This is a genomic window from Streptomyces sp. NPDC043996, from assembly GCF_056435225.1.
Genome location: NZ_JBWKEY010000014.1, coordinates 262,205 through 288,534, shown reverse-complemented (window position 1 = coordinate 288,534; position 26,330 = coordinate 262,205). Strand labels below are relative to the sequence as shown.

Sequence of the window (26,330 nt, the reverse complement as noted above, 5' to 3'; positions counted from 1 at the left end):
CCTGGGGGTGGGTTGCGGGCCGAAAGTCCCTCCCGCGAGGCCGAAGGCCACCACTAACCGGCCTCGTATGTGACGTATGCCCTGTGCGTCATGTCACCGACGGCAAGATCCACCGCGGCGGGAATGTGACCGGCGCTACGCTCACGCGCATGGAACCCGCGGCCATCGGCATCCGTCTCGCGTCCGGAGTCGTGACCCCTCTGGTCAAGAAGCTGTTCACCCGCCCAGGACCGGGCGCGGACCTGGTGGACAAACCCGTACGTATCGACTCCTTGGTCTCTTTCAAGGGCGAGCGGCGGCACTTGACGAGGAAGGACCTGGCCGCGCTCGCCGCCGAACTGGTGCGCCAGGCGGTCCGCGCGGGCGAGCGCCCGCTGCCCGCCGACGAGGACCAGGCCGTCGTGCACGCCCTGGCCGACACCCTGCACGCGCTCGGCGACCTCACCCTGACCGACGTGGAGGCCGTGGAGCTGGGCCACGCCGAGCTCGCGGCCCGCCTGCGCCGCGCGGCCGGGGACCCCTCGCGCGACCTCTCGGCCGACGCCGCGTACTTCTACGTGCGCCTGCTCGACACCACGAGCCTGCACGTCCTGAACTACTTCACCCAGCGGTCGACCTTTGTCCCCCACACCCTCGTCCGGCAAAGCCGCCGCCAGGCGGAACTGATAGCCAAAGTTGACGAGCTGATCAAAAGGGACCCCCTGCCGGGAGCGGAAGACACCGCGTTCGAGCAGCGGTACCTGGAGTACGTGGCGAAGAAGCACGGCAAGCTGACGATCTTCGGGATCGACCTCGCCAACTCCCCGGGGAAGTGGCCGCTGGACGCGGCGTACATGAGCCTGATGGCGACGGGGCGCGAACAGCACCTCGGGGACGTCCAGGTGGGCGAGGAGTGGCACCCGGTCTTCGAGGCCAAGCTCGACCCGGCGCCGCGCCCCGCGGACCAGGCCCTCGCCTCCCACGACCGCGTCCTACTGCGCGGCGAGGCGGGCTCCGGCAAGACGACCCTCGTCCAGTGGCTCGCGGTGTCGGCCGCCCGCCAGGACCTGGACGACCGCATGGCGTACCTCTACGACCGCGTCCCCTACGTCCTGCCCCTGCGCACCCTGACCCGCCACGGGCAGCGCCTGCCCGCGCCCCGGGAGTTCCTGGCGTCGGTGGGCTGCCCGCTCGCCGGGGAGCAGCCGGACGGCTGGGAGGCGCGCGTCCTCAGGGCGCGCCGGGCCCTGCTCCTGGTCGACGGCATCGACGAGGTCCCCGACGCGGAACGCGCCCGCACGCGCGCGTGGCTCGCCGACCTCATGGACGCCTACCCCGGCAACCGCTGGCTGGTGACCTCCCGCCCCTCGGCCGTACGGGAGGACTGGCTGGCCGACGAGGACTTCACGGAGCTGACCCTTGCGCCGATGAGCGGCACGGACGTGGCGGCGTTCGTCCGCCGCTGGCACGCCGCCGCGACCTGCGGCGCCCCGGAGGAGGACGCCGCCCTCGCGGCGTACGAGCAGCAGCTCCTGGAGGCCGTCCGCGCCAAGCCGGACCTCGGCCGTCTCGCCACCAACCCCCTGATGTGCGGCCTGATCTGCGCCCTGCACCGGGACCGCAGGGGCTTCCTTCCCCTCGGCCGCAAGGACCTGTACACGGCCGCGCTCTCCATGCTCGTGCTGCGCCGCGACCGCGAACGCCACATGAACGTCCCCGAGGTGCGGGAGGAACCGCAGCTCCAGCTCCTCCAGCGGCTCGCGTACTGGCTGATCCGCAACGGCCGCACCGCGATGGACCGCTCACGCGCGGAGACGATCATCGCGGACGCGCTGCCCGCGGTGCCGGAGCTCGCGGCCCTCGGCGACGCGAAGGCGGTGTACGCGCACTTCCTGCACCGCAGCGGCCTCCTGCGCGAGCCGGGCCCTGGGACCGTGGAGTTCGTGCACCGCACGTTCCAGGACTTCCTGGGGGCGCGGGCCGCCGTCGACGAGGGCGACTTCGGCGTCCTCGCCGGTCACGGCGCCGACGACCAGTGGGAGGACGTCATCCGCATGGCGGTGGCGCAGGCGCGGCCCCGGGAGCGCGCGGAGATCCTGCGCGAGTTCCTCGCCCAGGGCGACGCCCTGCCCCAGGGCCACCGGCGCACCCGCGTCCACCTCCTGGCCGCGGCCTGCCTGGAACACGCGGCGGAGCTCGACCCGGCGGTGCGCGAGGAGGTGGAGCGGCACATGGCCGAGCTGATCCCGCCCGGCAGCGCCGAAGCCGCTCGTGAACTGGGCGGCGTCGGCCCCATGGTGCTCGAACTGCTTCCGGGGCCGGACGGCCTGGACGACACGGAGGCACTGCACGTCACCATCGCGGCCACCCACACCGCGTCGGACGCCGCGATCCCCTTTCTCTCCCGTTTCGTGGACCACTCCACCATCAGGGTCCGCAGCCAGCTGATGTGGGGCTGGGACAGGTTCGACCTCGCGCTGTACGCGGAGCAGATCATCGCGCGCCTCGACGACGGGGTGACCCACTTCACGCTCCGCGGTGACGAGCAGATCGACGAGCTCGTACGCCTCGGCCTGCGCCCGAAGCTCCTGGAGATCCGCGAGGGCGTCACTTCCGCGACGGCCTCCTCGCTGATCGCGGCCTGCGAGCCCACGTACCTGCGACTCGACTGGTCCCCGGCGTGCCTGACCCCGGAGGCCCTCGCCGCGCTGCACCGCCTGACCCACTTGCACGTGAACCGCTCAGCGGCACCGTGGGACCTGCGTCAGCTCCCCGCCGAGGCTCCGCTGCGCAGCCTCCAGCTCGAGTTGCCGGCCGGCACCGTGAACGGTCTGCACTGCCTGGACAGATGGCAAGGGCTGAAGGACGTGTTCCTCGGTCACACCGAGCCGAGGTCGGCCGCGACGTGGGAGGCTCTCGCGCGACTGCCGCTTCTGGAGAATCTCGAGCTGTCGACGCACACGCTGACCGACGTTCCCGCCGAGCTGCGCATGCCCGGCGTACGGAGTCTGACGCTGACCCTCACGAGCCCCTGGGAGACAGCGGTCAGCGAGCTGACGCGCGTCTTCCCGGACGTCAGGATGGTCGTCGTGTTCGGGAGCGACGCCGCCCACATCATCGACATGCGGGAGGGCGACCCACTCTCCCGCCTCGCACCGAAGCCCTTCGCCACCCCGTCTGTTTGAACCGCCCCCCCCGAACTCCCAAACCACCCCCACACGTTCGGATGACCCCGCAGAGTTCCCGCCCCTGTAAAGCGCGCCCTGCGCAAGCCTCGCCCCATGCGCAAGTATGAAGATCTGCTGGCCGAGGCGACGGCCACCGCGGAAGCCGCCCGCATGCGGGCACGCCAGGCCGTGAACACCGAACTGGTGCACATGTACTGGCGGATCGGGAAGCTGATCCTGGCCCGCCAGGCCGAGGACGGCTGGGGCACGGGCCTGGTCGCGCGCATGGCGACGGACCTGCGCGCGGCCTTCCCCCGGCAACGGATCTTCTCGTACCGGAACCTGGTGCAGACCCCGAAGATGGCGCACACCTGGCCCGCGCTGATCGCGCACCGCCCCGTGGCGCAGCTCCCCTGGACCCACATCACCGTGCTCCTCGACAAGCTGCACACGCGCGCGGAACGCGACTTCTACGCCACCGAGGCGGTCCGCAACGGCTGGTCCCGGGCCCAGCTGCACCTCGCCATCCGCCAGCGGCTGCACATCCCGCACGGCAGCGTGCCGGTGACGTACGACGTGACGCTGCCGGACGGCTCCCCCGCGCTCGACGAACTCGTCGGCGACCCCTACCGCCTGGACTTCGCGCGCCTGGACGAGCAGCGGCAGCCCGAGCCCACGTACGAGGAGTCCATCGCGACCCGGATGGTCCGCTTCCTGACCGGCCTCGGCTCCGGCTTCGCCTTCGTCGGCTGCCGCTACCCGGTGCTCGCCGGGGACCAGTACCACCGCGTTGACCTGCTCTTCTACCACCTCACGCTGCGCCGGTACGTCGCCTGCGCGCTCGGTACGACCACCGCGCGCCCCACCCACCTCTCCCGCCTCGACACCCATGTGAAGGCCGTGGACGCCCGGGTCCGCGACCCCGACCGGGACGCCCCCACCATCGGCGTCCTCATCGAGACCAGCAGCGGCCAGGCCACATACACCACCCTGCCCGCACGGGGCCGCCAACTCCTGCCCACCGAGGCGGACTTGGCGCGGGTCCTGCGCGATGCCATCGGCCCCGTCGACGCCGCCCCGCACCCGTGAGACGCTGCCGCCCGACCACAGGACCCGCACTCCGAAGGGGCGAGCCGCAGCCATGGATCCCGCGATACTCGGCACCCGGCTCGTGTCGAGCGCCGTCGCCCCGCTCCTGCGGAAGCTCTTCGTACGGGACGGTCCGGGCGCCGGGCTCACGGACCGCCCCGTACGCCTGTCGGCCCTGGTCTCCTTCCGCGGCGAGAAGCGCGCCCTCGACGCGGGCGACGTGCGGAAGCTGGCCGCCGAGCTGATCCGGCGCGCCGCGGATTCGCCGGGCGAACCGCCCTTCCCGCCGGACGAGGAGAGCGCCGTCACCGACGCCCTCACCCGCAGGCTCCTCGCCATCGGCGCCCTGGACATGGACGACGTCCAGGCCGTCCACCTGGGCCATCAGGCGCTCGCCCGTGAACTCCGCGTCCCCGCGCCGGACCTCTCGGCCGACGCCACCGCCTTCCTCGACTCCGTCACCGAGTGGGCGTGCGTGCACATCCTGCACTTCTTCACCCAGCGCAGCACCTTCACCGCCCGCACCCTGGTGGAGCAGAGCCGCACCCAGGCGGAACTCATCGTCAAAATTGACGAGTTGATCCGAAGGAACCCCCGCCCCAGCGCCCAGGACGCCGCGTTCGAACGCCGCTACCTCCGCCACGCCGCCGACAAACACAACCGCCTCACCATCTACGGCATCGACCTGCGCGAGTCCCCCGACCTGTGGCCCCTGGAGGTCGCCTACCTGACCCTGGAGGCGACCTCCTACGAGCAGGGGTCGCCCGGCGACGCCATGGGCTTCGCCCCCGTCACCGTCCAGCTCTCCGCCGACACCGTGCTCGCCAGCCACCCCCGGGTCCTGCTGCGCGGCGACGCGGGCTCCGGCAAGACGACCCTCGTCCAGTGGCTCGCCGTGACGGCGGCCCGCGAAGGCACCCGCATCCCCTTCGTCCTGCCCCTGCGCACCCTCGTCCGGGCCGCCGCCCTGCCCGCGCCCGACGCCTTCCTGACCGCCGTGGGCTGCCCCCGCACGGCCCCCGACGGCTGGGCCGAGCGCGTCCTGACCGCCGGGCGCGGCCTCGTCATGGTCGACGGCATCGACGAGGTGCCCGCCGCCGACCGCGCCCGCGTCCGCGACTGGCTCCTCGACCTCACCCGGGCGTACCCCGACAACCAGTGGCTCGTCACCACCCGCCCCACCGCCGTCCACCCCGCCTGGCTCGCCGACCGGGGCTTCCACGAGCTGACGCTCGCGCCCATGAAGCGCGCCGACGTCACCACCTTCGTCCGCCGCTGGCACGCCGCCGCCGACGCCCGGCACCACGAGGAGCCGCTGCTCGCCGCCCTGCACGCCAAGCGGGACCTGGCCGTCATGGCCACCAACCCGCTCATGTGCGGCCTGATCTGCGCCCTGCACCGCGAACGCCGGGGCTTTCTGCCCGAGGGCCGCAAGGAGCTGTACGACGCCGCGCTGTCCATGCTGCTCACGCGGCGCGACCGCGAGCGCGGCATGGGCCCGGTCGACGGCATCGAGCTGAGCGAGGAGGCCCGCCTCGACCTGCTCCAGTCCCTCGCGTACGGCCTGATCCTCAGCGGCCGCACCGAGATGGACCACGACGGCGCCCTGCTCCTCCTGGAGCGCGCCCTGCCGACGATCGCCTCAGCGGCCCAGCAGGGCGACGCCGGGGCCGTCCTGCGCCACCTGCTGCTGCGCAGCGGCCTGCTCCGCGAACCGGCGCCCGGTGTGGTCCACTTCGTGCACCGCACCTTCCAGGACTACCTGGGCGCGCGGGCCGCCGTGGCCGAGGGCCACCTGGACGCCCTCGTCAGCCACGCCGGTGACCCCCAGTGGGAGGACGTCATCCGCATGTCCGTGGCCCACGCCCGCCCCCACGAACGGGCCCGCCTCCTGCGCCGCCTCCTCGCCGCCGACGACTCCCCCCGCGTGAGCCTCCTGGCCCTGGCCTGCCTCCAGGACGCGACGACCCTGGACCCGGCGGTCCGCGAGGAGGTCGAAGCCCGCGCGACGGGCCTGATCCCCCCGAGCACGGCATCGGAGGCCCGCGCCCTGGCAGAGGCGGGCCCCCTGGTCCTCGAACTCCTCCCGGGCCCGGAGGGCCTCACGGACGACGAGGCACTGGGGGTGGTGCACACCGCCGCACTGGTGGGCAGCGAGTTTGCCTTGCCGGTCCTGAAACGCTTCCGGGGCCACGAGAGCAGCAGTGTGAGCGGCCGCCTGCTGGTCTCCTGGGACACCTTCGACACCGACGAATTCGCCGACGCCGTGGTCGCGCACGTCACCCGGCGAGGCGTGTACCCCACAGCCAGGACAAGAGAACAGGCAGAAGCGCTACGGCGGTTGGGCCCGCACCCCTATCTCAACATTTCCGGCTCCTACACCGCCGAGGAACTGCTGGCCTTCATCGATCCGAGCGTTCTCGAGCGCTTGTCCCTCTTCGAGAACCCCACCTTGGCGGATCTACGCCCCTTCCGGTGCCTGCGTCGTCTCACGACGCTTACGTTGTCCGGCTGCGCCCCAGAGGTCGATCTGGGCCCACTGGCCGACCTGGAGGTGAACTGGTTGCAACTGCTGCCTCATCGTGAACCCGGTGCCGTATCTGCCGTATCAGGGCTGAAACAGCTGACATCTCTGCGCACACTGGTTACCAACCACACCCTGAACGGTGGCGACCTCACCACGTGGCTGCCAATCGACGCCCCGTTGAACTCCCTCTCCCTCAACCCCGGCGCCATCGGCACATGCGGCCTGAAAGGCCTCTCGCGTTGGCCCGCCCTGAAGTACCTCCACCTCGGCAAAGGGCATTGCGAACTGACCGCTCGGGACTTCGGGGAACTGGCCGAACACCCCTCCCTCGACAACCTCCTGCTGTTCCGGCCGATACTGCCGGAGTTCCACGGCGCGCCCGAACTGCCCGGTATCGAAACGCTCCGCCTCTGGTCGCTCGACGGCACGGAGGACCTCTCCGCCTTGCGCCGGGTGTTCTCCCACGTACGCAAGGTCATCATCGCGGCAGCAACCGGCCACTGCCTGTCCCCCGACCACCTTCAGGAGTTCTTCCCCCACACCAAAGTCGAGGTCCTCAACATCTCCTTCTGGAACATTCCCCCCGCATAAACAAAAACGGGGCTGCCCCGGACCCAAAGGTCCGGGGCAGCCCCCACGCTCAGCTCAGCTCAGCTCAGCGCTGGCGTCACGCTTCCTTGCTCAGGTTGGGGCCAGAGCCCCCCGCCGCCGACTCGATCGGCGGCACATCCGGCAGCGCGGCCTTCTCCTCGCCACGGAACGTGAACGTGGCGGTCTCGCCCTCACCCTCCGTGTCGACGACCACGATGTGGCCCGGACGCAGCTCGCCGAAGAGGATCTTCTCGGACAGCGTGTCCTCGACCTCGCGCTGGATGGTGCGGCGCAGCGGCCGGGCACCCAGGACGGGGTCGTACCCCTTCTTGGCGAGGAGCTCCTTCGCGGACTGGGAGAGCTCGATGCCCATGTCCCGGTCCCGCAGGCGCTCGTCCACCTTGCCGATCATGAGGTCGACGATCTCGAGGATGTCGTCCTGGCTCAGCTGCGGGAAGACGACGACGTCGTCCACGCGGTTGAGGAACTCGGGGCGGAAGTGCTGCTTGAGCTCGTCCGAGACCTTGTTCTTCATCCGCTCGTAGTTGGTCTTCTTGTCACCCGAGGCGGCGAAGCCCAGGTTGAAACCCTTGGAGATGTCCCGGGTGCCGAGGTTGGTCGTCATGATGATGACCGTGTTCTTGAAGTCGACGACCCGGCCCTGGGAGTCGGTCAGGCGACCGTCCTCCAGGATCTGGAGCAGCGAGTTGAAGATGTCCGGGTGGGCCTTCTCGACCTCGTCGAAGAGGACCACCGAGAACGGCTTGCGCCGCACCTTCTCGGTCAGCTGGCCGCCCTCTTCGTACCCGACGTAGCCGGGAGGCGAGCCGAAGAGGCGCGAGACCGTGTGCTTCTCGCTGAACTCCGACATGTCGAGGGAGATCAGCGCGTCCTCGTCACCGAAGAGGAACTCGGCCAGGGCCTTGCTCAGCTCGGTCTTACCGACGCCGGACGGGCCCGCGAAGATGAAGGAGCCACCGGGGCGCTTGGGGTCCTTCAGACCCGCTCGCGTACGCCGGATCGCCTTCGAGAGCGCCTTGACGGCGTCCTTCTGGCCGATGACGCGCTTGTGGAGCTCGTCCTCCATGCGCAGCAGCCGGGAGGACTCCTCCTCGGTCAGCTTGAAGACCGGGATGCCGGTGGCCGTGGCGAGGACCTCGGCGATGAGCTCGCCGTCGACCTCGGCGACGACGTCCATGTCGCCGGCCTTCCACTCCTTCTCGCGCTTGGCCTTGGCGGCCAGGAGCTGCTTCTCCTTGTCGCGCAGGGAGGCGGCCTTCTCGAAGTCCTGGGAGTCGATGGCCGACTCCTTGTCCCGGCGCACGCCCGCGATCTTCTCGTCGAACTCGCGGAGGTCCGGCGGCGCGGTCATCCGGCGGATGCGCATCCGCGATCCGGCCTCGTCGATCAGGTCGATCGCCTTGTCCGGCAGGAAGCGGTCCGAGATGTACCGGTCGGCCAGGGTGGCGGCCTGGACCAGGGCCTCGTCCGTGATGGAGACGCGGTGGTGCGCCTCGTACCGGTCGCGGAGGCCCTTGAGGATCTCGATGGTGTGCGGCAGCGAGGGCTCGGCGACCTGGATGGGCTGGAAGCGGCGCTCGAGGGCGGCGTCCTTCTCCAGGTGCTTGCGGTACTCGTCAAGCGTGGTGGCGCCGATGGTCTGGAGCTCACCGCGGGCCAGCATCGGCTTCAGGATGGAAGCCGCGTCGATGGCGCCCTCGGCGGCACCCGCACCCACGAGCGTGTGCAGCTCGTCGATGAACAGGATGATGTCGCCTCGGGTGCGGATCTCCTTGAGGACCTTCTTCAGGCGCTCCTCGAAGTCACCGCGGTAGCGCGAACCGGCGACCAGGGCGCCGAGGTCCAGGGTGTAGAGGTGCTTGTCCTTGAGGGTCTCGGGCACCTCGCCCTTGACGATGGCCTGAGCGAGGCCCTCGACGACGGCGGTCTTGCCGACGCCGGGCTCACCGATCAGGACGGGGTTGTTCTTGGTGCGGCGGGACAGCACCTGCATGACCCGCTCGATCTCCTTCTCGCGCCCGATGACCGGGTCGAGCTTGGACTCGCGGGCCGCCTGGGTGAGGTTCCTGCCGAACTGGTCGAGGACCAGGGACGTGGAGGGCGTGCCCTCGGCAGGACCGCCGGCGGTGGCGGTCTCCTTGCCCTGGTAGCCCGACAGCAGCTGGATGACCTGCTGGCGGACGCGGTTGAGATCTGCGCCCAGCTTCACGAGGACCTGGGCGGCGACGCCCTCGCCCTCGCGGATCAGGCCGAGCAGGATGTGCTCCGTGCCGATGTAGTTGTGGCCCAGCTGAAGGGCCTCGCGGAGCGACAGCTCCAGGACCTTCTTGGCACGGGGGGTGAAGGGGATGTGGCCCGAGGGCGCCTGCTGGCCCTGGCCGATGATCTCCTCCACCTGCTGGCGGACCGCCTCGAGCGAAATCCCGAGGCTCTCCAGGGCCTTAGCGGCGACACCCTCACCCTCGTGGATCAGGCCCAGGAGGATGTGCTCGGTGCCGATGTAGTTGTGGTTGAGCATCCGGGCTTCTTCCTGAGCCAGGACGACAACCCGCCGCGCGCGGTCGGTGAACCTCTCGAACATCGTTAATCGCTCCTCAGAGCGGTCAGGCAGTAAGGGGTCGGTCCCCTCCCTGTCCTTCCGCAGCTTAGTCCCGCAAGCGGGGACCGCTCATTCCAACTGCCGACACCCGTCCGGATCACCCTCACTACGGTAAGGAACGGTTCCTGACTCCAACGCCGACACATGCTCCAACCTGATGGTGCGAGACGATGTTCCCGCAGGCCAAGCAGTTACCCACGCCATCAGTACGCCGTTGGCGAACGTGAGACGCCTGAACACCGCGTGTCGCCCCTCCCCACTAGGGATGTCTTACCCGTATGCACGGACACTCCATGCGGCGCGCACCGGTTCCCTCCGCTACGGGCGAACACCCTTGCGCCACGAAGAGCTCCAGTACACCCCCCGCCTCACCACTGTGCGCACACGATGCGCCACTGTGCGTGACGTACGCCGTAACTCAGGTGCGCCTTGGGCTGTTGCTCCTGGCATGGCCCTCCCCAGCGTTCCTCACCCCAGGCCGCCGGCCGAACAGCTTGACCGGTGCCCCTCCGCCCGGCGCGACCGCACGCTGGGCGATCGGGTACGGCGGTGGTACGAGCGGGACCTCGGCTGGACGGTGGCGCCGGGTGCTCCGGGGGCGGTAGTCCGCCTCGTCACGGGGCTGCGCTTCGACGTCCTGGAACTGCCGGCCGAAGCGGGCTTCGCCGCGCTGCGGCACCTGCGGCCGAAGGCGCCGGTGGCCCTGCGGGGCGGGACGATGCGGCTCTTCGTGGCCGCGGGCAGCGCCGAGGAACTCCCCGGGCTCCTTGACTGGCTTCAGTGGGGGGACATCCCCCTGGATCTCACCGCGATCGGAGCGGGCGGCCTGGTCGACGCGCCGACTCCACCCGGGCTTCCCGGCTCACGAGGGGCCGCCGTGTGGCTGCGCCCCCCGGAGCCCGGGCACGAGGTGGAGACGACGCTGCCGTCGCTCGCGACCCTGGCGCCGCGAGCCACGGACGGCAGCGGAACCGACCCCCATTCCGGCTCCGCCGCGGGCTCTGACCTCGTACGCCTCGTGGACACGGCGGCAACACAGTGCCATCGGGCCCGCTTGCGGCGCGCGACAAGTCAGCCGTTGGCCTTCTCGTAGGCCTCGCGAATGGACGCGGGAACGCGGCCGCGGTCATTGACCTCGAAGCCGTTGTCCTTCGCCCAGGCGCGGATCTGAGCCGTGTCCTGGCTACTGGACACCGCCGCCGCACGCCCCTTGCCCCGACCGCTCGAACGGCCTCCAGTGCGACGCCCGCCCTTGAGATACGGGTCGAGAAGACCGCGGAGCTTGTCTGCGTTGGCGGTGGTGAGATCGATCTCGTACGTCTTGCCGTCCAGCGCGAACGTCACGGTCTCGTCCGCCTCGCCGCCGTCGAGGTCATCGACAAGAAGGACCTGAACCTTCTGTGCCACCGGATTTCCTTTCATCGATAACTTCAGGGCCGGGCCATGCGGCGTGGGCCGCCGATTCGCCGCCCCCTGTTATATGCAGCACTGCAGTACGTCGGAAAGCAAACCGCTTTTCTCGGAAAAACACAAACCCCTGGGAGAGACCAGCTGCACGGGATCCCAGGAAACATGCGCGTTTCGGACATAGGGAACCAGGGCATGTGACAGCCCGGAATAGCCCGGTCACGATCACAGATGCAGAAGCATCCGGCTGTTGCCCAAGGTGTTCGGTTTCACTCGTTCGAGACCCAGGAACTCCGCTACGCCCTCGTCATAGGAACGCAGCAGCTCGGTGTAGACATCTGTGTCGACGGTATCGACGGGGGTCTCGCCGATCTCCACGAAGCCGTGTTTGGCGAAGAAGTCCACTTCGAAGGTGAGGCAGAAAACCCGCCGCACGCCGAGCCAGCGCGCGGTCCCCAGCAACTTACCGAGCAGCTGATGGCCCACGCCCGCGCCCTTGACCTGAGGATTCACCGCGAGCGTGCGCACTTCGGCGAGGTCTTCCCACATCACGTGCAGGGCCCCGCAGCCGACCACCTCGGCGTTGTCGTCGCGTTCCGCGACCCAGAACTCCTGGATGTCCTCGTAAAGCGTGACGGTCGCTTTGTCGAGCAGGATGCCCCGACGGACGTACGCGTCGAGCAGGGACCGCACGGCGGGCACATCGGTGGTGCGCGCCCTGCGCACGGAGACCGCATTTGGCGCGACGGCGCGGAGCGGCGCGACTTCGGTGGGCTCCGGCGGGAGTTCGTCGGCCTTGGCTGGCATGAGCGGACGCTATCGTTCGCCCGCGCCGCCCGGCGCGCCGGGGTTCTCGGCGTTCCCGGCGTTCCCGGCCGACGGGCTCGCGTTCTTGGCGGGCGGGCTCGTGTTCACCGCTGGTGGGCTCGCGTTCTGGGCGGTCTGGCCGGGGTTGTCCTGCGGCCGCTCGGGGTTCTCATGACCTTCCACCATGCGGACCGCGTCGGTCAGGGCTTCCCGCTGCTGCGGCGACATCATGCCGAAGAACGCGACGAGAGCGGCGGCGGGGTTGTCGCTCTGCGACCAGCCCTCGTTCATGAGCGCGGCCGCGTACGCGGCGCGCGTGGAGACCGCCTCATATCGATAGGCGCGGCCTTCCGCCTCGCGGCGTACCCACCCCTTCTGATGGAGATTGTCCAAAACGGTCATGACCGTGGTGTACGCGATGGACCGTTCCTGCTGAAGGTCTTCCAGGACTTCTCGAACGGTCACGGGGCGGTTCCACTTCCACACCCGCGTCATCACTGCGTCTTCGAGTTCTCCCAAGGGGCGAGGCACGGCAGAACAATAGTGGGCGAAGTGGCCGAAGTCACTGAAGCCGAGAAAGGCGAGAGCGACTTGACATAACACTCATTTTGGACAAAAAGGGCGCGGGACCGCGAGGATCAGGTGCTCCTCGCGGTCCCGCGCCAGAGGTGATCGCGGCCCGGTCGCCGGGCGGGCCGGGCGTGGCGCCGTCAGGCGGCGCCAGGCCCCGGGGTCTGCCGGGCGGACTCGGCGCGGGCGATCGCCGCGTCGACCGCGGCGTCCTCCTTGGCCTTGTTGGCGCCACCCTGGGTCTTGACGATCGTCACGATGAGGCCGACGAAGAACACGGCCATCACTACGGGGGGCAGGAGCGCGGAGACGTAGTCCATGCCCCCAGCGTAGCTAGCCCGCGGCGAGGCGCTGCGACGGGGCGGGCGGTGGCGACGGGCGCTTCGGCGGGAACACCTCGGCCGGGGTGGGCACCGGGCGCGGCCGCTCCGGCGGGGCGGCCGGGGGCTGTGCGGGGGTCTTCGGGCGGGGCGCGGTCCTGCCCTCGTCGGCGGCGCGCCCGCCGGGCAGCCCGATCAGCCGGGTGCGCGAGGGGGGCACCATGGGGCGGGGTGCCCCCGTCTGGCTCGTCCTCGTCTGGCTCGTCCTCGTCTGGCTCGTCCTTGTCTGGCCCGTCCCCGTCTCGCCCGTCCTCGTCTCGCCTGCTGCCGTCTCGCCCGCCGCCGCGAGCCGGGCGCGGACGTCACGCTCGGCGAGCGCCTCGCAGCGGCCGAGCAGGGCCGCCGCGCGCGGGGTGCCGCGCAGGGCGCGCAGCGCCGCGAGGTCGTCGGGGCCCGGCCGGTAGCCGATGGCGAGCACGTCCTCCAGGAGCTCCAGATACCCGGTCGCGGTGCCGGGCAGCGCCGCCCGGTAGCGCGCGAGGTCGGCCACCAGGAAGGCGCGCAGCCGGGCGCCTTCGCGCACCGCCTCGTCGATGTCGTCGGCGAGTCGCACGCAGTCCTGCACGGCCTGGTCGTCGAGGGCGCGGACGGTACTGGTGTGCAGGGCGAGGGCCAGGGCACGGCGGAGCACACGCAGCTCCCCCGCGCCGAAGGCCAGGCCGCCCCGGGATCCGTATGGCGTGGGCATGGGGTGACGATACGCCCGGAAGGGACAAAATCGTCTTAACTCACCCGTTCGCCGCACCGCGCGGCGCGGTGCTCAGCGGTGTTCAGCGGTGCTCAGCGGTGTTTATGGGGGCGCGGTGTTCACAAGCGGAGGGGTCCGGGGCCCGGAGAGGGCGGGGCGCGGTGGCCGCCTAGTCCGCCCGCCTTCGCGCGGTCGCGAACGCCACCGCTCCGACGCCGAGCGCTCCCGCCCCGCCCGCCGCGAGCCACGGCAGCACGCCCGCGCCGGTATCGGCCATCCGCCCGGCCGGGCGGTGCTCGGCGGCGGGCGTGGAGGACGGCTGGATGGTGGCCGTGGAGTCGGGGTCACCGCCCCGCTGCGCGCTGGCGCCGGGCTCGGCGGCCGTGGTGACGGACGCGGCGTCCCCGGCTTCCGGCGCGACGGCGGTGGCCGGGGCGGTCAGGGGCGTGACCTCGGACCGCTCCTCGTGCGCCGAGGCGGCGCCGACGGCGGGAGCGGCGGCGAGCACCATCGCGGCGAAGGCGGCCGTGATCGCCGCCCGCCCCCTGCGTCCCATTCCTCGCCCGCCCATCAGCCCCCCGGCAACAACCGGACACCCACTCAGAACCCCTCCCTGGAAGGACTCCTGTTGAGGGCTCCGGGTTGCTTGAGAGGCTGTCAGGGTTGCTTGACGGACTGTCAGGTACGGGACACGTTTCGCTCGTACACCAGTCGGAGCCCGATCAGCGTCAGCCACGGCTCGTGCTCGTCGATGACGGACGCCTCGCCGAGCACCATCGGCGCGAGGCCGCCGGTGGCGATGACCGTGACGTCGCCCGGGTCGACGTGCGGGCCCGCGAGCTCGCGCGCCATGCGGCGCACGACGCCGTCGACCTGGCCCGCGAAGCCGTACACGATGCCCGACTGCATCGCCTCCACGGTGTTCTTGCCGATGACGCTGCGCGGGCGGGCCAGCTCGATCTTGCGCAGCTGCGCGCCGCGCACGCCGAGGGCCTCCACGGAGATCTCGATCCCGGGAGCGATGACGCCGCCCGCGTACTCCCCGCGCGCGGAGACCGCGTCGAACGTCGTCGCCGTACCGAAGTCCACGACGATCGCGGGGCCTCCGTAGAGCTCGACCGCCGCGACCGCGTTGATGATGCGGTCGGCGCCGACCTCCTTGGGGTTGTCCATGAGGATCGGCACGCCCGTCTTGATGCCGGGCTCCACCAGGACGGCCGGTACGTCGCCGTAGTAGCGGCGGGTGACCTCGCGCAGCTCGTGCAGGACGGACGGGACCGTGGAGCAGATCGCGATGCCGTCGATGCCGTCGCCGAGCTCCTCGCCGAGCAGCGGGTGCATGCCCATCAGGCCGTTGAGGAGCACCGCGAGCTCGTCGGCCGTACGGCGGGCGTCGGTGGAGATGCGCCAGTGCTCGACGATGTCCTCGCCGTCGAAGAGTCCGAGGACGGTGTGGGTGTTGCCGACGTCGATCGTGAGCAGCATGGCGGGTTACTCCGTCCCGCGCGCGGGGGCCTCGGCGGCCTCCCTCAGGTCCAGGCCGACGTCCAGGATCGGCGAGGAGTGCGTGAGGGCGCCCACGGCCAGGAAGTCGACGCCGGTGCGCGCGTAGTCCGCCGCGTTCTCCAGGGTGAGGCGGCCGGAGGACTCCAGGAGGGCCCTGCCGCCGACGATGGCGACCGCCTCCTCGGTCTCGCCGGGCGTGAAGTTGTCCAGGAGGATCAGGTCGGCGCCCGCGTCCACGGCCTCGCGCAGCTGGTGGAGCGTGTCCACCTCGACCTCCACCGGCACGTCCGGGAAGGCGTCCCGCACGGCCTTGAAGGCCTGTGCCACGCCGCCCGCCGCGACCACGTGGTTGTCCTTGACGAGGGCCGCGTCGGCGAGCGACATGCGGTGGTTGACGCCGCCGCCCGTGCGGACCGCGTACTTCTCCAGGGAGCGCAGGCCCGGCGTCGTCTTGCGGGTGTCGCGGACCTTCGCGCCTGTGCCCTCCAGGGCGTCCGCCCACGCGCGCGTGGCCGTCGCGATGCCGGACAGGCGGCACAGGAGGTTGAGCGCGCTGCGCTCGGCGGTGAGCAGGTCGCGGGTGCGGCCGGTGACGCTCAGGAGCACCTCTCCGGCCTGGACGCGCGCGCCGTCCTCGACGTGCCGCTCCACCTCGAACTCGTCCGCGCACACCACGGAGAAGACCGCCTCGGCGACGCGCAGGCCCGCGACGGTGCCCGCCTCGCGCGCGGTGAAGTCGGCCGTCGACACGGCCTCCTCGGGGATGGTGGCGACCGTCGTGACGTCCACGGCGTCCGGCGAGAACTCCATGTCCTCGGCGATCGCCAGGTGCGCGATGTCCTCGACCTGGACGGGGTCGAGCCCGGCGTCGGCGAGGAGCAGGGCGAGCGACGGGTCGAGTCCGCACTCCATGGGGTCGTGTGCCGTGTCGCCGCAGCCGCAGGCGTCGCCGCAGCCGCTGTCGACGAGGGGGAGGTCGGGAGTGCTCACGTCGGTCACTGCTCCTGGGTGCTGGGGAAACGGGCGTTCTGAGTCGTACGGGTCGCGAGGGTCCGGTCGGGGTTGAGGCTGACGACGATGTGGCGCCCCCACGCCGCGTCGTCGCGCTCCGCGTGGTCCTCGCGCCAGTGGCAGCCCCGAGTCTCCTCGCGCCACTGCGCCGCCGCCACCAGGACGCGGGACACGCACAGCAGGTTGGTGGTCTCCCAGGCCTCCACGCCCGGCTCGGTGGTCTTGCCGTCCTCGGCGAGCGCGCCCGCCGCGTCCGCGTGGATGCGCGCGAGCCGCTCGGCGGCCTCGGCGAGGGAGGCTTCGGAGCGGAGCACTCCGGCGCCCTCGGTCATGATCCGCTGGATGGCGAAGCGGGCCTCGGGCGGCAGCAGCGGATGGGCCGGCTGCTCGGGCGTGACCAGTGGCGCGGGCACGCGCGCGTGGAGGGCGTCCGCCGCGTGCCGGGCGGCGATGTCGGCCGCGATGCGCTCGGCGTAGACCAGGCCCTCCAGGAGGGAGTTGGACGCGAGCCGGTTCGCTCCGTGCACGCCGGTGCAGGCGACCTCCCCGCACGCGTACAGGCCCTCCACCGTGGTGCGGCCGTGCGGGTCGGTGCGGACGCCGCCGGAGGCGTAGTGCGCGGCCGGGGCCACCGGGACGGGCTCGGTCACCGGGTCGATGCCGTGGGCGCGGCAGGCGGCGAGGATCGTCGGGAAGCGGGTCGCCCACATCTCGGCGCCGAAGTGGCGCGCGTCCAAGTACATGTGCTCGGCGCCCTGTTCGAGCATGCGGCGCGTGATGCCCTTGGCGACGATGTCGCGCGGGGCGAGCTCGGCGAGTTCGTGGGCGCCCACCATGAAGCGCACGCCGTCCGCGTCCACGAGGTGGGCGCCCTCGCCGCGCACGGCCTCGGACACCAGCGGCTGCTGTCCCTCGGCGTCGGCCCCCAGGAAGAGCACCGTCGGGTGGAACTGCACGAACTCCAGGTCGGAGACCTCCGCACCGGCGCGCAGGGCGAGGGCGACGCCGTCGCCCGTCGACACGGACGGGTTCGTCGTCGCCGAGAACACCTGGCCCATGCCGCCGGTGGCGAGCACCACGGCGGGCGCGCGCACGGCGCCCACGCCGTCGTGCTGGCCCTCGCCCATGACGTGCAGCGTGACGCCCGCCGCGCGCCCCTTGGCGTCCGACAGCAGATCCAGGACCAGGGCGTTCTCGACGGTGGCTATGCCGCGCGCGCGGACCGCGTCGACGAGGGCCCGGGAGATCTCCGCGCCGGTCGCGTCGCCGCCCGCGTGCGCGATGCGGCGGCGGTGGTGGCCGCCTTCGCGGGTGAGCTCCAGGGAGCCGTCGGTGCCCTCGTCGAACCGGGCGCCGGTCTCGATGAGGCGGCGTACGGCGTCGGGGCCCTCGGTGACGAGCGTGCGCACCGCCTCCTCGTCGCACAGGCCCGCGCCCGCCACGAGGGTGTCCTCCAGGTGCTGCTCGGGGGTGTCGCCCTCGCCGAGCGCGGCCGCGATGCCGCCCTGGGCCCAGCGCGTGGAGCCGTCGTCCAGGCGGGCCTTGGTGACGACGACGGTCTCCAGGCCAGCCGCCGCGCAGCGCAGCGCGGCGGTCAGACCGGCCACCCCGGAGCCGACGACCACGACGTCGGCGTCGAGCGACCAGCCGGGGGCGGGGGCGTGCAGCCGTATGCCGGTAGCACTCATGCGAAGGCTCCGTTCGCGGTCGGGCGGGGCTTCACGCGGAGGCTCCGAAGGTGAGCGGGATGTTGTCGATGAGGCGGGTGGTGCCGACCTTGGCGGCGATGGCGAGGACCGCCTCGCCCTGGTGGCCGGGGGTGACGTCCCTGAAGTCCGAGGGGTCGACCAGCGCCACGTAGTCCAGGGCGAGCGGCGGCGTAAGCCGCGCGGCCTCGTCGAGGACCTGGCGGGCGGCGGCGAGGACCGCGCCGGGACCGGCGGGCGCGGCCTGGGCCACGGCGTGCGCGTCGGCGGCGGCACGGGCCTCCCCCAGCGCGTTCAGCGCGTCCGCGCGCGCGGCGGTGGCCGGGGCGAGGGCGGCCCGCGCGCGCAGGGCCTCCTGCGCGGCGTGCCGGTCGCGGCCCGCGAACAGGGCCCGGGACAGCGCGAGCGCGGTGTGGCGCTCGGCGGGCGACAGATAGCGGTTGCGGCTGGAGCGGGCGAGCCCGTCCTCCTCGCGGACCGTCGGTACGCCCTCGATCCGCACGTCGAAGTTCAGGTCGCGCGCCATGCGGCGGATGAGGGCGAGCTGCTGGGCGTCCTTCTGGCCGAAGAGCGCGACGTCGGGTGCCGTCAGGTGCAGCAGCTTGGCGACGACGGTGAGCACGCCATCGAAGTGCCCGGGGCGCGTGGCGCCCTCCAGGACCGTGCCCATCGGGCCCGCGCTGACGCGCACCTGGGGCTCGCCTCCGGGATAGACCTCCTCTACGGAGGGCGCGAAGACGAGGTCCGCGCCCGCTTGTTCGGCGGTCTTCACGTCGGCTTCCAGGGTGCGCGGATAGCGGTCCAGGTCCTCGCCCGCGCCGAACTGCAGCGGGTTCACGAAGACCGTGACGACGACCTCACCGTCCGGGCCCGCCGTGCGCCGCGCCTCCTGGATCAGCGTGGCGTGCCCCTCGTGCAGGGCGCCCATGGTCATGACGACGGCCCGTGGGCCGCTACGCGCGCGTGCCCGCAGCCGCTCGGCGGCGTGCACCAGCTGGATGCCGCTCATCGGTCTCCTCCGTCCGCTCCGCCGTCGCCGGGTTCCTCGGGGCCGCCGGTGCCGCCCGTCGCCGCGCCGGGTCCCGCGAGCACGCCGAGCAGGTCCTCGGCGAGCTCCGGCTTGAGCAGGCCGTGCGCGAGCGCGCGGTCGGCGGTGGCGCGGGCCATCGCCAGATATCCGGCGACGGTCTGCGGCGCGTGCTTGCGCAGCTCCGCGACGTGCGCCGCCACGGTGCCCGCGTCGCCGCGCGCGACGGGGCCGGTCAGGGCGGCGTCGCCGGAGCGCAGGGCGTTGTCGAGGGCCGCGCCGAGCAGCGGGCCGAGCATGCGGTCGGGGGCCGCGACGCCCGCGTCCCGCAGCAGCTCCATGGACTCGGCGACCAGCGTCACCAGGTGGTTGGCGCCGAGCGCGAGCGCCGCGTGGTACAGCGGGCGGGCCTCCTCGGCGATCCACTCGGGCTCGCCGCCCATCTCGATGACCAGGGCCTCCGCGGCGAGCCGCAGCTCCTCGGGCGCGGTGACCCCGAAGGAGCACCCGGCCAGGCGCTGCACGTCTACAGGGGTGCCGGTGAACGTCATCGCCGGGTGCAGCGCGAGCGGCAGCGCACCGGCGCGCAGCGCGGGGTCGAGCACCTTGGTGCCGTACCGCCCGGAGGTGTGTGCCAGGAGCTGTCCCGGGCGCACCGCGCCGGTCTCGGCGAGGCCTTCGACGAGGCCGGGCAGCGCGTCGTCCGGCACGGTCAGGAGCACCAGGTCGGCGCGGGCCAGGACCTGGGCGGGCGGCACCAGGGGCACGTCGGGGAGCATGGCGGCGGCGCGCCTGACGGAGCTGTCGGAGACACCGGAGACGGCCACCGGGCGGTGCCCGGCCAGCTGGAGGGCCGCGGCGAGCGCCGGGCCGACGCGGCCCGCGCCGACGACGCCCACGGCGAGCCGCGCGGGGCGGTCCCTGGGGTCCGACCGCGCGTCTGGACGGGGCTCTGGGGGCTGCTCCGGCCGGTGTGGTGCGTTCACGCGATGACGCCTTCCGTTCCAGTCCGCTCGGGGTACCGGACGATTTCTCGTCATGCTAACGCGATCGGTTGGCGCGGCGCCGTCGGCTGTCCACAGGCTGTGGGCATTCGTACGACCGCGCGGGATGATCTGTGGATGACCGCAGACGAAGCGAGGAAAGCCCCCGAGGACGACGGGGCCGACGGGGCCGACGGGGCCGACGACGATCAGGCCCCTGACGAGCAGGCCCGGCGCATCGCCGCCGCCCGGGGCGCGGAGCGCCTCCTGTCACGCCCCCCGACGACCGTGCGCCTGGGTGAGCGCCTCGCGGCCCTCGACCGCGCGGCGGACGTCACCGACCTGGACGCCCCGCCCGACGTGTACGGCGACGGCGTGGTCGCCGAGCTGGAGGACGAGGTCGCGCGGCTGCTCGGCAAGGAGGCCGCCGCGTTCTTCCCGACGGGCACGATGGCGCAGCAGGTGGCGCTGCGCTGCTGGGCGGGCCGCACCGGCAACGCGACGGTGGCGCTGCACCCGCGCTCGCACCCGGAGGTCCACGAAGGGGGCGCCCTGTCGGCGGTGAGCGGCCTGCGCACGGTGCACCCCGCGGACGGCCCGCGCCCGTTCACGGCCGAGGACGTACGGGACTTCGAGGAGCCCTTCGGCACCCTGATGCTCGAACTGCCCATGAGGGAGGCCGGTTTCCTGCTGCCCACGTGGGAGGAGCTCCAGGAGGTGGTGGCGGCGGCGCGCGAGCGGGACGCCGTCGTCCACTTCGACGGCGCGCGCCTGTGGGAGTGCACACCGCACTTCGGTCGTCCGCTGCACGAGATCGCCGCGCTCGCGGACACCGTCTACGTGTCGTTCTACAAGTCCTTGGAGGGCTTCGCGGGCGCCGCGCTCGCCGGGCCGCGCACCCTGGTCGACGAGGCCCGCGCCTGGCTGCACCGCTACGGAGGGCTCGGTTTCCAGCAGTTCCCGACGGCCCTCGCGGCACGGCTCGGCCTGAAGGACGTCCTGCCGCGCCTGCCGGAGTACGTCGCCCACGCGCGCGTGGTCGCCGAGGCGCTCCGCGAGGAGCTGGTGTCCTCCCCGGTGCCCTGGTCGCGCGTGCACCCCGACCCACCGCACACCCACCAGTTCCAGGTGTGGCTTCCCTACGCGCCCGACGTCCTGAACGAGGCGGCGCTCGCGCAGGCCGAGGAGACGAAGACCCTGCTGTTCTGGCGCTGGTTCCCGGACGGTCCACCGGGCCTGTCCGTCACGGAGGTCACCGTGAACGAGCCAGCCCTGGCGTGGAGCGCCGCCGACGTCAGGGAAGCGGTCGCGGAGTTCGTACGCCGCCTCCCCTGAGGCCCCGGACGAAGCGGGCGACGGCGGCCCGCACGCGTCCGTGCGCGGGCCGTCCCCGCACCACGGCGGCGAAGCGCCCGTAGTCGCGCACCTCGCGCACGACCTGCCAGTCGTGCGCACCGGGCGCGGGCGGGGCCGGCTCGCCGTGCTGGGAGGCGCGGTAGGTGTCGAGCAGGTACTGCTGGGTGACGCTCATGACGTACGACCTTTCATGACAAAGGGTACTTAACGGGCGCATGGAGGGCGCGAAGAGCCCGTCCAGTGCCTGAGGAGGAATCGGGGAACCAGGGAAGAGCCGAGGGAAGGGAAGAGTCAGGGAAGGGAACGCGAGCCCTTGGGAGGGCCGACGCCATCAAGGAGGGGGCGGCGCCATCGCGGCCCCGGCGATGTCTCCACTGTGCACAGGGCCCCGGGGCCAGGTCTCGTCGATTGACGGCAGCCGTCAATCGGCGGCGGCGTTGTCAGTGGCACGGTGCACCATGGGGTCATGAGCGTGAGCATCGACATCACCGGCCTGACGCCGGACCGCGTCCATGTCGTGCCCTCGCCCCTCGCCGAGCTCGGCATGGCGCTGCACGCGCTGTCCGAGACCGGTCACCACCCGGGGCTGCAGGGCTGGGCGACCGCCGTGTCCGCGCGCCTCGACCAGGGCCTCGCGGACCGCCTGTGCGAGGCGGACTTCCTGTGGCGGACGACGTTCTCGGACGTCTTCGCGCCCTTCGCGGGCCTCCCCGGCAAGAACGGCCTGCCCGGCGCCACGCTCGCCGAGGAGCTCGACCAGCTGGACAAGCTGACGGACGAACAGTTCGTGGACGCCGCCCTGGAGTTCACCTGCCAGCTCGCCTACGACCAGAACCGCGTGACGGACCCGCTGAACGACCCGGGCATGCGCCGCCACGCCCTGGAGCTCGCCGCCGCCCGGGGCGAGCACCAAGTCGCGTTCACCGAGCGGCTCCTGGACGACCCGCCCGCCGTGCGCGCCTGGTTCCGCCAGCTGATGCAGGACTGCGACGAGGCGTTCTTCTCGGACACCTGGGCCCGCCTGAGCCACCAGCTGGCCGCGGACGCCCGGCACAAGACCGAGCTGCTGCGCCGCAAGGGCCTCGGGGAGGCCCTCAAGGCGATCTCCGGGGCGGTGTCCCTGGACGAGGAGAACCGGCGGATCACCGTCGACAAGATGGCGGTAGGCCACACCAGGACGGGCGACGGCGGCCTCGTCCTGGTCCCGACGAGCCTCGGCTGGCCCCACGTGATGGTCCTGCACCGGTACGGCTGGCAGTCCTCGATCACCTACCCCATCACGTCCCCCGGCCTGACCGGCCCCGCCTCCGTGGAGCAGCTCACCCGCCGCATGGCCGCGCTCTCGCACCCGGTGCGCATGCGCCTGTGCCGCCACCTGGCCCGCGGGGCGTACACCACGGGTGAGCTCGCGGACGCCCACGGCATGACGGCGCCCGAGATATCCCGGCACCTGAGCGTCCTGAAGAAGGCCGAGCTGATCACCACGCGGCGGCGGGGCCGGTACGTGCAGCACCAGCTGGACCTGGGGGTGGTCTCCCGCCTCGGCAGCGAGTTCATCGAGGGCGTCCTCCGCTAGCCGGGGCCCCGGCGCATCGGCGCTTCGCGCCTCGTCCTCAAGCGCCGGACGGGCTAGAACCTGCCGGTTTCAGCCCGTCCGGCGTTTGAGGACGAGGCGCGGAGCGCCAATATCGGTGAGCGGGGGAACGGGGGCAGCCGCCCCCGGAGCGGGAAGGGGCGGGCCTGGGGCGCACCGCGAGGGAACTAGCCCGCGCCGCCCCCCGCCCGCACCAGCCCCGTCTCATACGCGAGCACGACGACCTGCACCCGATCCCGCAGCCCGAGCTTGGTCAGAATGCGCCCCACGTGCGTCTTCACGGTCGCCTCGGACAGCACGAGCCGCGCCGCGATCTCCCCGTTGGAAAGCCCCTGGGCCACAAGGACCATGACCTCGCGCTCGCGCTCGGTGAGCCGCTCCAGCTCCTTGTGCTGCGGCTGCCCACCCGTGCTCGGCAGCATCGGCGCGAACCGGTCGAGCAGCCGCCGCGTCGTGGACGGCGCCACGACCGCGTCACCGCTGTGCACGGCACGGATCGCGGCCAGCAGCTCACCGGGCGGCACGTCCTTCAGCATGAACCCGGACGCGCCCGCCTTCAGCCCCGAGAAGGCGTACTCGTCGAGGTCGAAGGTGGTCAGGATCAGCACCTTCGGCGGATTGGCCTCCGAGCAGATGCGGCGCGTGGTCTCCACGCCGTCCAGCTTCGGCATGCGCACATCCATCAGGACCACGTCGACCGCCGTGGCCCGCAGCACCTGCAGGGCCTCGACGCCGTCGCCCGCCTCGGCGACGACCTCCATGTCCGGCTGGGCGGCGAGGACCATCCGGAATCCGGTGCGCAGCAGCACCTGGTCGTCGACGAGCATCACGCGGATGGACATCTCACGGTCCCTTCGGAGTGGGTCGACGGCGGCTCCCGGGCGGAAGGCCGCCGCGCGGCGGGCCGGAGCGGACCGCACGGGCGGAGTCAACCACGACGGCGCGGTTCCGGCGCACCGGTGATCCCAGTGGCATCGGTTGACAGGTGTCAGTGTGCGGGTTTCAGCGGCAGCAGCGCACTGATGCGGAACCCGCCCCCCGGCCGGGGACCGGCGTCCAGCGTGCCGCCGACCATGCCGACGCGCTCGCGCATGCCGATCAGGCCGTGCCCGCTGCCGTCGGCGCCGCCGTCCTCGTACAGCTCGTGCGGGGCGCCCTTGCCGTCGTCCTCGACGAGCAGCCCGAGGCCGTCGTCAAAGTAGACGAGCCGGACGCTCGCCCCGGCGTTCTCACCGCCGTGCTTGCGGGTGTTGGTGAGGGCCTCCTGGACGATGCGGTACGCGGTGAGCTCCACGCCGCTGGGCAGCGGGCGCGGGGTGCCCTCGACCTTGAAGTCGACCGGAAGCCCGGCGCCGCGCACCTGCTCGATGAGCTCGTCGAGCTGCTCGACGTCCGGCTGCGGCACGTACTCACCGCTCTCCTCGGGCTCGCCGGTGCGCAGCACGCCGAGCAGCCTGCGCATCTCGGCGAGCGCCTGGCGGCCTGTGCCGGAGATCGTCGCGAGGGCCTGCTTGGCCTGGTCGGGCGCCGCGTCCAGGACGTAGGCGGCGCCATCGGCCTGCACGACCATCACCGAGACGTTGTGCGCGACGACGTCGTGCAGCTCGCGCGCGATGCGGGCCCGCTCGGCCGCGACCGCGACCTTGGACTGCGCCTCGCGCTCCTTCTCCAGCCTGGCCGCGCGCTCCTCCAGCTGCGCGAAGTAGGCGCGGCGGGTGCGGATGGAGTCACCGAGCACCCAGGCGAGGGCGAAGGGCACGACCATGAAGACGGTGAAGAGGACCTTGCCCCAGCTGCTGATCGACTCCTCCGGCCAGCGCAGCTGCGCCAGCGGGGCCGCCGCGAGGCCGCCGGTGAGGGCGAACCGCGAGGCCCACTTCGGGCCGTCCGCGGCCGCCGTGTAGATGATCACGAGCATCGCGAAGTTCCAGGGCCCTGGCTGCACGTTGCAGGCGATCTGTGCCGTGCCGAGCACCGCGGCGAGGACCAGCATCTGCTCCGTCATCCGACGGCGCAGCGCGATCACCAGACTCAGGCCGACGAAGATCGGGACCGCCCAGAGCGTGATGTCGCGCCGCTCCGAGTCGGCGACGGCCACCAGGCTCAGCCCGGAGATACCCAACAGGACGAGTGCCCAGAAGGCGTCGACCCCTGTCGGGTGTCTGCGGAGAAAGTCATAGAGGCGCTGCACGTAACCCAGCGTAGGCAACCGTCCCGGTGCCCCGGGTCAACCGGAGGTCCGATCCGTACGGGCGTCTCGTACTCCCCAAGGTGGAGGTCCGCTTAACCTTCTCGCTGTGACGCATGAGGCACGGCGCGCGGCGCGGGGGTGGCGGGCGGCCGCCGAGGAGGCGCTGTACGGGCCGCAGGGCTTCTATCTCCGCCCCGAGGGCCCAGCGGGCCACTTCCGCACGTCCGTGCACGCCTCGCCCTTGTTCGCGGGCGCTGTGGCCCGTCTGCTGTGCCGGGTCGACGCCGCGCTCGGCCGCCCCGAGCCGCTCGCGTTCGTGGACGTGGGCGCGGGCCGCGGCGAACTGACCGCGGGCGTCCTCGCGGCGCTGCCCGCCGATGTGGCGGCACGCACGCGTGCGTACGCGGTGGAGCGCGCCGCACGCCCCGAAGGCCTCGACCCGCGCGTGACGTGGTGCGCCGAACCACCCGCCGGGGTGAAGGGCCTGCTGTTCGCCAACGAGTGGCTCGACAACATCCCCCTGGACGTCGCCGAACGGGCCGCCGACGGCTCGCCGCGCCAGGTCCTCGTGCGCGCGGACGGCACCGAGGAGCTCGGCGGACCGGTGACCGGTCCGGACGCCGACTGGCTCGCCCAGTGGTGGCCGCTCGGCGCCGAGCCGGGCCTGCGCGCGGAGATCGGCCGCCCCCGGGACGAGGCGTGGGCGGCGGCCGTGGCGACGCTCACGGGCGGCCTCGCGGTCGCCGCCGACTACGCGCACACCCGCGAAAGCCGCCCGCCCTTCGGCACCCTCACCGGCTTCCGCGACGGCCGCGAGACGGCGCCCGTGCCCGACGGCGGCTGCGACATCACCGCCCACGTGGCCCTCGACGCGTGCGCGCGGCCCGGCGCCCGCCTCCTGACCCAGCGGGCCGCCCTGCGCGCCCTGGACGTCCACGGCGGCCGCCCGCCGCTGTCGCTCGCCTCCAGCGACCCGGCGGCGTACGTCCGCCGCCTCGCGCGCGCGGGCGAAGCCGCCGAACTCACCGCACCCGGCGGCCTCGGCGACTTCGGCTGGCTGGCCCAGCCCGTCGGCATCACCCTCGACGACGTCCTACTTGCCGACTGACCGGCCGACTGACCGGCAGCATG

Annotated in this window: 22 protein-coding genes; 7 read left to right on the top strand and 15 right to left on the bottom strand. The window is 72.3% G+C overall.

From position 1 onward, the window contains the following. The first annotated feature begins 149 nt into the window (after nucleotides 1-149). The 3 genes from AC07A4_RS32510 (at nucleotide 150) to AC07A4_RS32500 (ending at nucleotide 7,353) form a co-directional block, all read left to right on the top strand. A complete protein-coding gene (locus tag AC07A4_RS32510) occupies nucleotides 150-3,164 on the top strand; it encodes an NACHT domain-containing protein (RefSeq protein WP_478605616.1) in 3,015 nt (1,004 codons plus the stop codon). A gap of 96 nt (nucleotides 3,165-3,260) precedes the next feature. After that, the gene (locus tag AC07A4_RS32505) at nucleotides 3,261-4,235 is read left to right on the top strand and encodes a PDDEXK nuclease domain-containing protein (protein WP_478605614.1); all 975 of its coding nucleotides are present in this window, start codon (nucleotides 3,261-3,263) and stop codon (nucleotides 4,233-4,235) included. Between the two features lie 52 nt (nucleotides 4,236-4,287). Further along, nucleotides 4,288-7,353, top strand: a complete 3,066-nt coding sequence (locus AC07A4_RS32500; protein WP_478605611.1) for an NACHT domain-containing protein — start codon at nucleotides 4,288-4,290, stop codon at nucleotides 7,351-7,353. Nucleotides 7,354-7,429: 76 nt separating this feature from the next. On the opposite strand, the gene AC07A4_RS32495 is transcribed toward AC07A4_RS32500, so the two are convergent. Beyond that, nucleotides 7,430-9,955 carry an ATP-dependent Clp protease ATP-binding subunit gene (locus tag AC07A4_RS32495; protein ID WP_478605609.1) on the bottom strand — a complete coding sequence of 842 codons (2,526 nt, stop codon included), beginning with the start codon at nucleotides 9,953-9,955 and terminating at the stop codon, nucleotides 7,430-7,432. Between the two features lie 466 nt (nucleotides 9,956-10,421). Here AC07A4_RS32495 and AC07A4_RS32490 point away from each other — a divergent pair, with 466 nt between their 5' ends. Further along, entirely contained in the window at nucleotides 10,422-11,066 is a 645-nt protein-coding gene (locus AC07A4_RS32490) for an SCO3374 family protein (protein ID WP_478605606.1), read from the top strand. On the opposite strand, the gene AC07A4_RS32485 is transcribed toward AC07A4_RS32490, so the two are convergent. From AC07A4_RS32485 to AC07A4_RS32435, 11 genes are all read right to left on the bottom strand, one after another. Beyond that, complete coding sequence (locus AC07A4_RS32485) at nucleotides 11,045-11,380, bottom strand: histone-like nucleoid-structuring protein Lsr2 (protein WP_478605604.1); 336 nt, start codon at nucleotides 11,378-11,380, stop codon at nucleotides 11,045-11,047. The genes AC07A4_RS32490 and AC07A4_RS32485 overlap by 22 nt on opposite strands. Before the next feature lie 225 nt (nucleotides 11,381-11,605). Then, nucleotides 11,606-12,187 (bottom strand): amino-acid N-acetyltransferase, encoded by a 582-nt coding sequence (locus AC07A4_RS32480; protein WP_478605602.1) that lies wholly within the window; start codon nucleotides 12,185-12,187, stop codon nucleotides 11,606-11,608. A gap of 9 nt (nucleotides 12,188-12,196) precedes the next feature. Next, nucleotides 12,197-12,682, bottom strand: coding sequence for a BlaI/MecI/CopY family transcriptional regulator (locus AC07A4_RS32475; RefSeq protein ID WP_478605709.1), 486 nt, complete (start codon nucleotides 12,680-12,682; stop codon nucleotides 12,197-12,199). 215 nt (nucleotides 12,683-12,897) lie between these two features. Then, entirely contained in the window at nucleotides 12,898-13,077 is a 180-nt protein-coding gene (locus tag AC07A4_RS32470) for a hypothetical protein (protein ID WP_478605599.1), read from the bottom strand. Nucleotides 13,078-13,090: 13 nt separating this feature from the next. Further along, nucleotides 13,091-13,825 carry a hypothetical protein gene (locus tag AC07A4_RS32465; RefSeq protein ID WP_478605596.1) on the bottom strand — a complete coding sequence of 245 codons (735 nt, stop codon included), beginning with the start codon at nucleotides 13,823-13,825 and terminating at the stop codon, nucleotides 13,091-13,093. A gap of 169 nt (nucleotides 13,826-13,994) precedes the next feature. Next, entirely contained in the window at nucleotides 13,995-14,381 is a 387-nt protein-coding gene (locus AC07A4_RS32460) for a hypothetical protein (protein ID WP_478605594.1), read from the bottom strand. 122 nt (nucleotides 14,382-14,503) lie between these two features. After that, nucleotides 14,504-15,310 (bottom strand): type III pantothenate kinase, encoded by an 807-nt coding sequence (locus AC07A4_RS32455; RefSeq protein ID WP_478605591.1) that lies wholly within the window; start codon nucleotides 15,308-15,310, stop codon nucleotides 14,504-14,506. Between the two features lie 6 nt (nucleotides 15,311-15,316). Next, complete coding sequence (nadC, locus tag AC07A4_RS32450; RefSeq protein ID WP_478605589.1) at nucleotides 15,317-16,321, bottom strand: carboxylating nicotinate-nucleotide diphosphorylase; 1,005 nt, start codon at nucleotides 16,319-16,321, stop codon at nucleotides 15,317-15,319. A 5-nt stretch (nucleotides 16,322-16,326) separates the two neighbouring features. Next, nucleotides 16,327-18,030, bottom strand: a complete 1,704-nt coding sequence (locus AC07A4_RS32445; RefSeq protein ID WP_478605587.1) for an L-aspartate oxidase — start codon at nucleotides 18,028-18,030, stop codon at nucleotides 16,327-16,329. A 31-nt stretch (nucleotides 18,031-18,061) separates the two neighbouring features. Then, nucleotides 18,062-19,057, bottom strand: coding sequence for a pantoate--beta-alanine ligase (panC, locus tag AC07A4_RS32440; RefSeq protein ID WP_478605585.1), 996 nt, complete (start codon nucleotides 19,055-19,057; stop codon nucleotides 18,062-18,064). Continuing rightward, complete coding sequence (locus tag AC07A4_RS32435) at nucleotides 19,054-19,974, bottom strand: Rossmann-like and DUF2520 domain-containing protein (protein WP_478605706.1); 921 nt, start codon at nucleotides 19,972-19,974, stop codon at nucleotides 19,054-19,056. The genes panC and AC07A4_RS32435 overlap by 4 nt, the downstream gene beginning before the upstream one ends. A gap of 222 nt (nucleotides 19,975-20,196) precedes the next feature. Between AC07A4_RS32435 and AC07A4_RS32430 the strand changes: the two genes are divergently transcribed. After that, the gene (locus AC07A4_RS32430; protein ID WP_478605582.1) at nucleotides 20,197-21,393 is read left to right on the top strand and encodes a threonine aldolase family protein; all 1,197 of its coding nucleotides are present in this window, start codon (nucleotides 20,197-20,199) and stop codon (nucleotides 21,391-21,393) included. Here AC07A4_RS32430 and AC07A4_RS32425 read toward each other — a convergent pair. Continuing rightward, nucleotides 21,353-21,589 carry a hypothetical protein gene (locus AC07A4_RS32425; protein ID WP_478605579.1) on the bottom strand — a complete coding sequence of 79 codons (237 nt, stop codon included), beginning with the start codon at nucleotides 21,587-21,589 and terminating at the stop codon, nucleotides 21,353-21,355. The genes AC07A4_RS32430 and AC07A4_RS32425 overlap by 41 nt on opposite strands. Before the next feature lie 291 nt (nucleotides 21,590-21,880). On the opposite strand from AC07A4_RS32425, the gene AC07A4_RS32420 reads away from it, so the two are divergent. Beyond that, nucleotides 21,881-22,990, top strand: a complete 1,110-nt coding sequence (locus tag AC07A4_RS32420; RefSeq protein WP_478605577.1) for a DUF5937 family protein — start codon at nucleotides 21,881-21,883, stop codon at nucleotides 22,988-22,990. A gap of 185 nt (nucleotides 22,991-23,175) precedes the next feature. Here AC07A4_RS32420 and AC07A4_RS32415 read toward each other — a convergent pair whose 3' ends face one another. Next, the gene (locus AC07A4_RS32415; RefSeq protein WP_478605574.1) at nucleotides 23,176-23,850 is read right to left on the bottom strand and encodes a response regulator transcription factor; all 675 of its coding nucleotides are present in this window, start codon (nucleotides 23,848-23,850) and stop codon (nucleotides 23,176-23,178) included. 146 nt (nucleotides 23,851-23,996) lie between these two features. Then, on the bottom strand, nucleotides 23,997-25,199 hold the full coding sequence (locus AC07A4_RS32410) for a sensor histidine kinase (RefSeq protein ID WP_478605572.1): 1,203 nt from the start codon (nucleotides 25,197-25,199) through the stop codon (nucleotides 23,997-23,999). Nucleotides 25,200-25,305: 106 nt separating this feature from the next. Between AC07A4_RS32410 and AC07A4_RS32405 the strand changes: the two genes are divergently transcribed. Further along, complete coding sequence (locus AC07A4_RS32405) at nucleotides 25,306-26,307, top strand: SAM-dependent methyltransferase (RefSeq protein ID WP_478605570.1); 1,002 nt, start codon at nucleotides 25,306-25,308, stop codon at nucleotides 26,305-26,307. The last annotated feature ends 23 nt before the right edge of the window (nucleotides 26,308-26,330 follow it).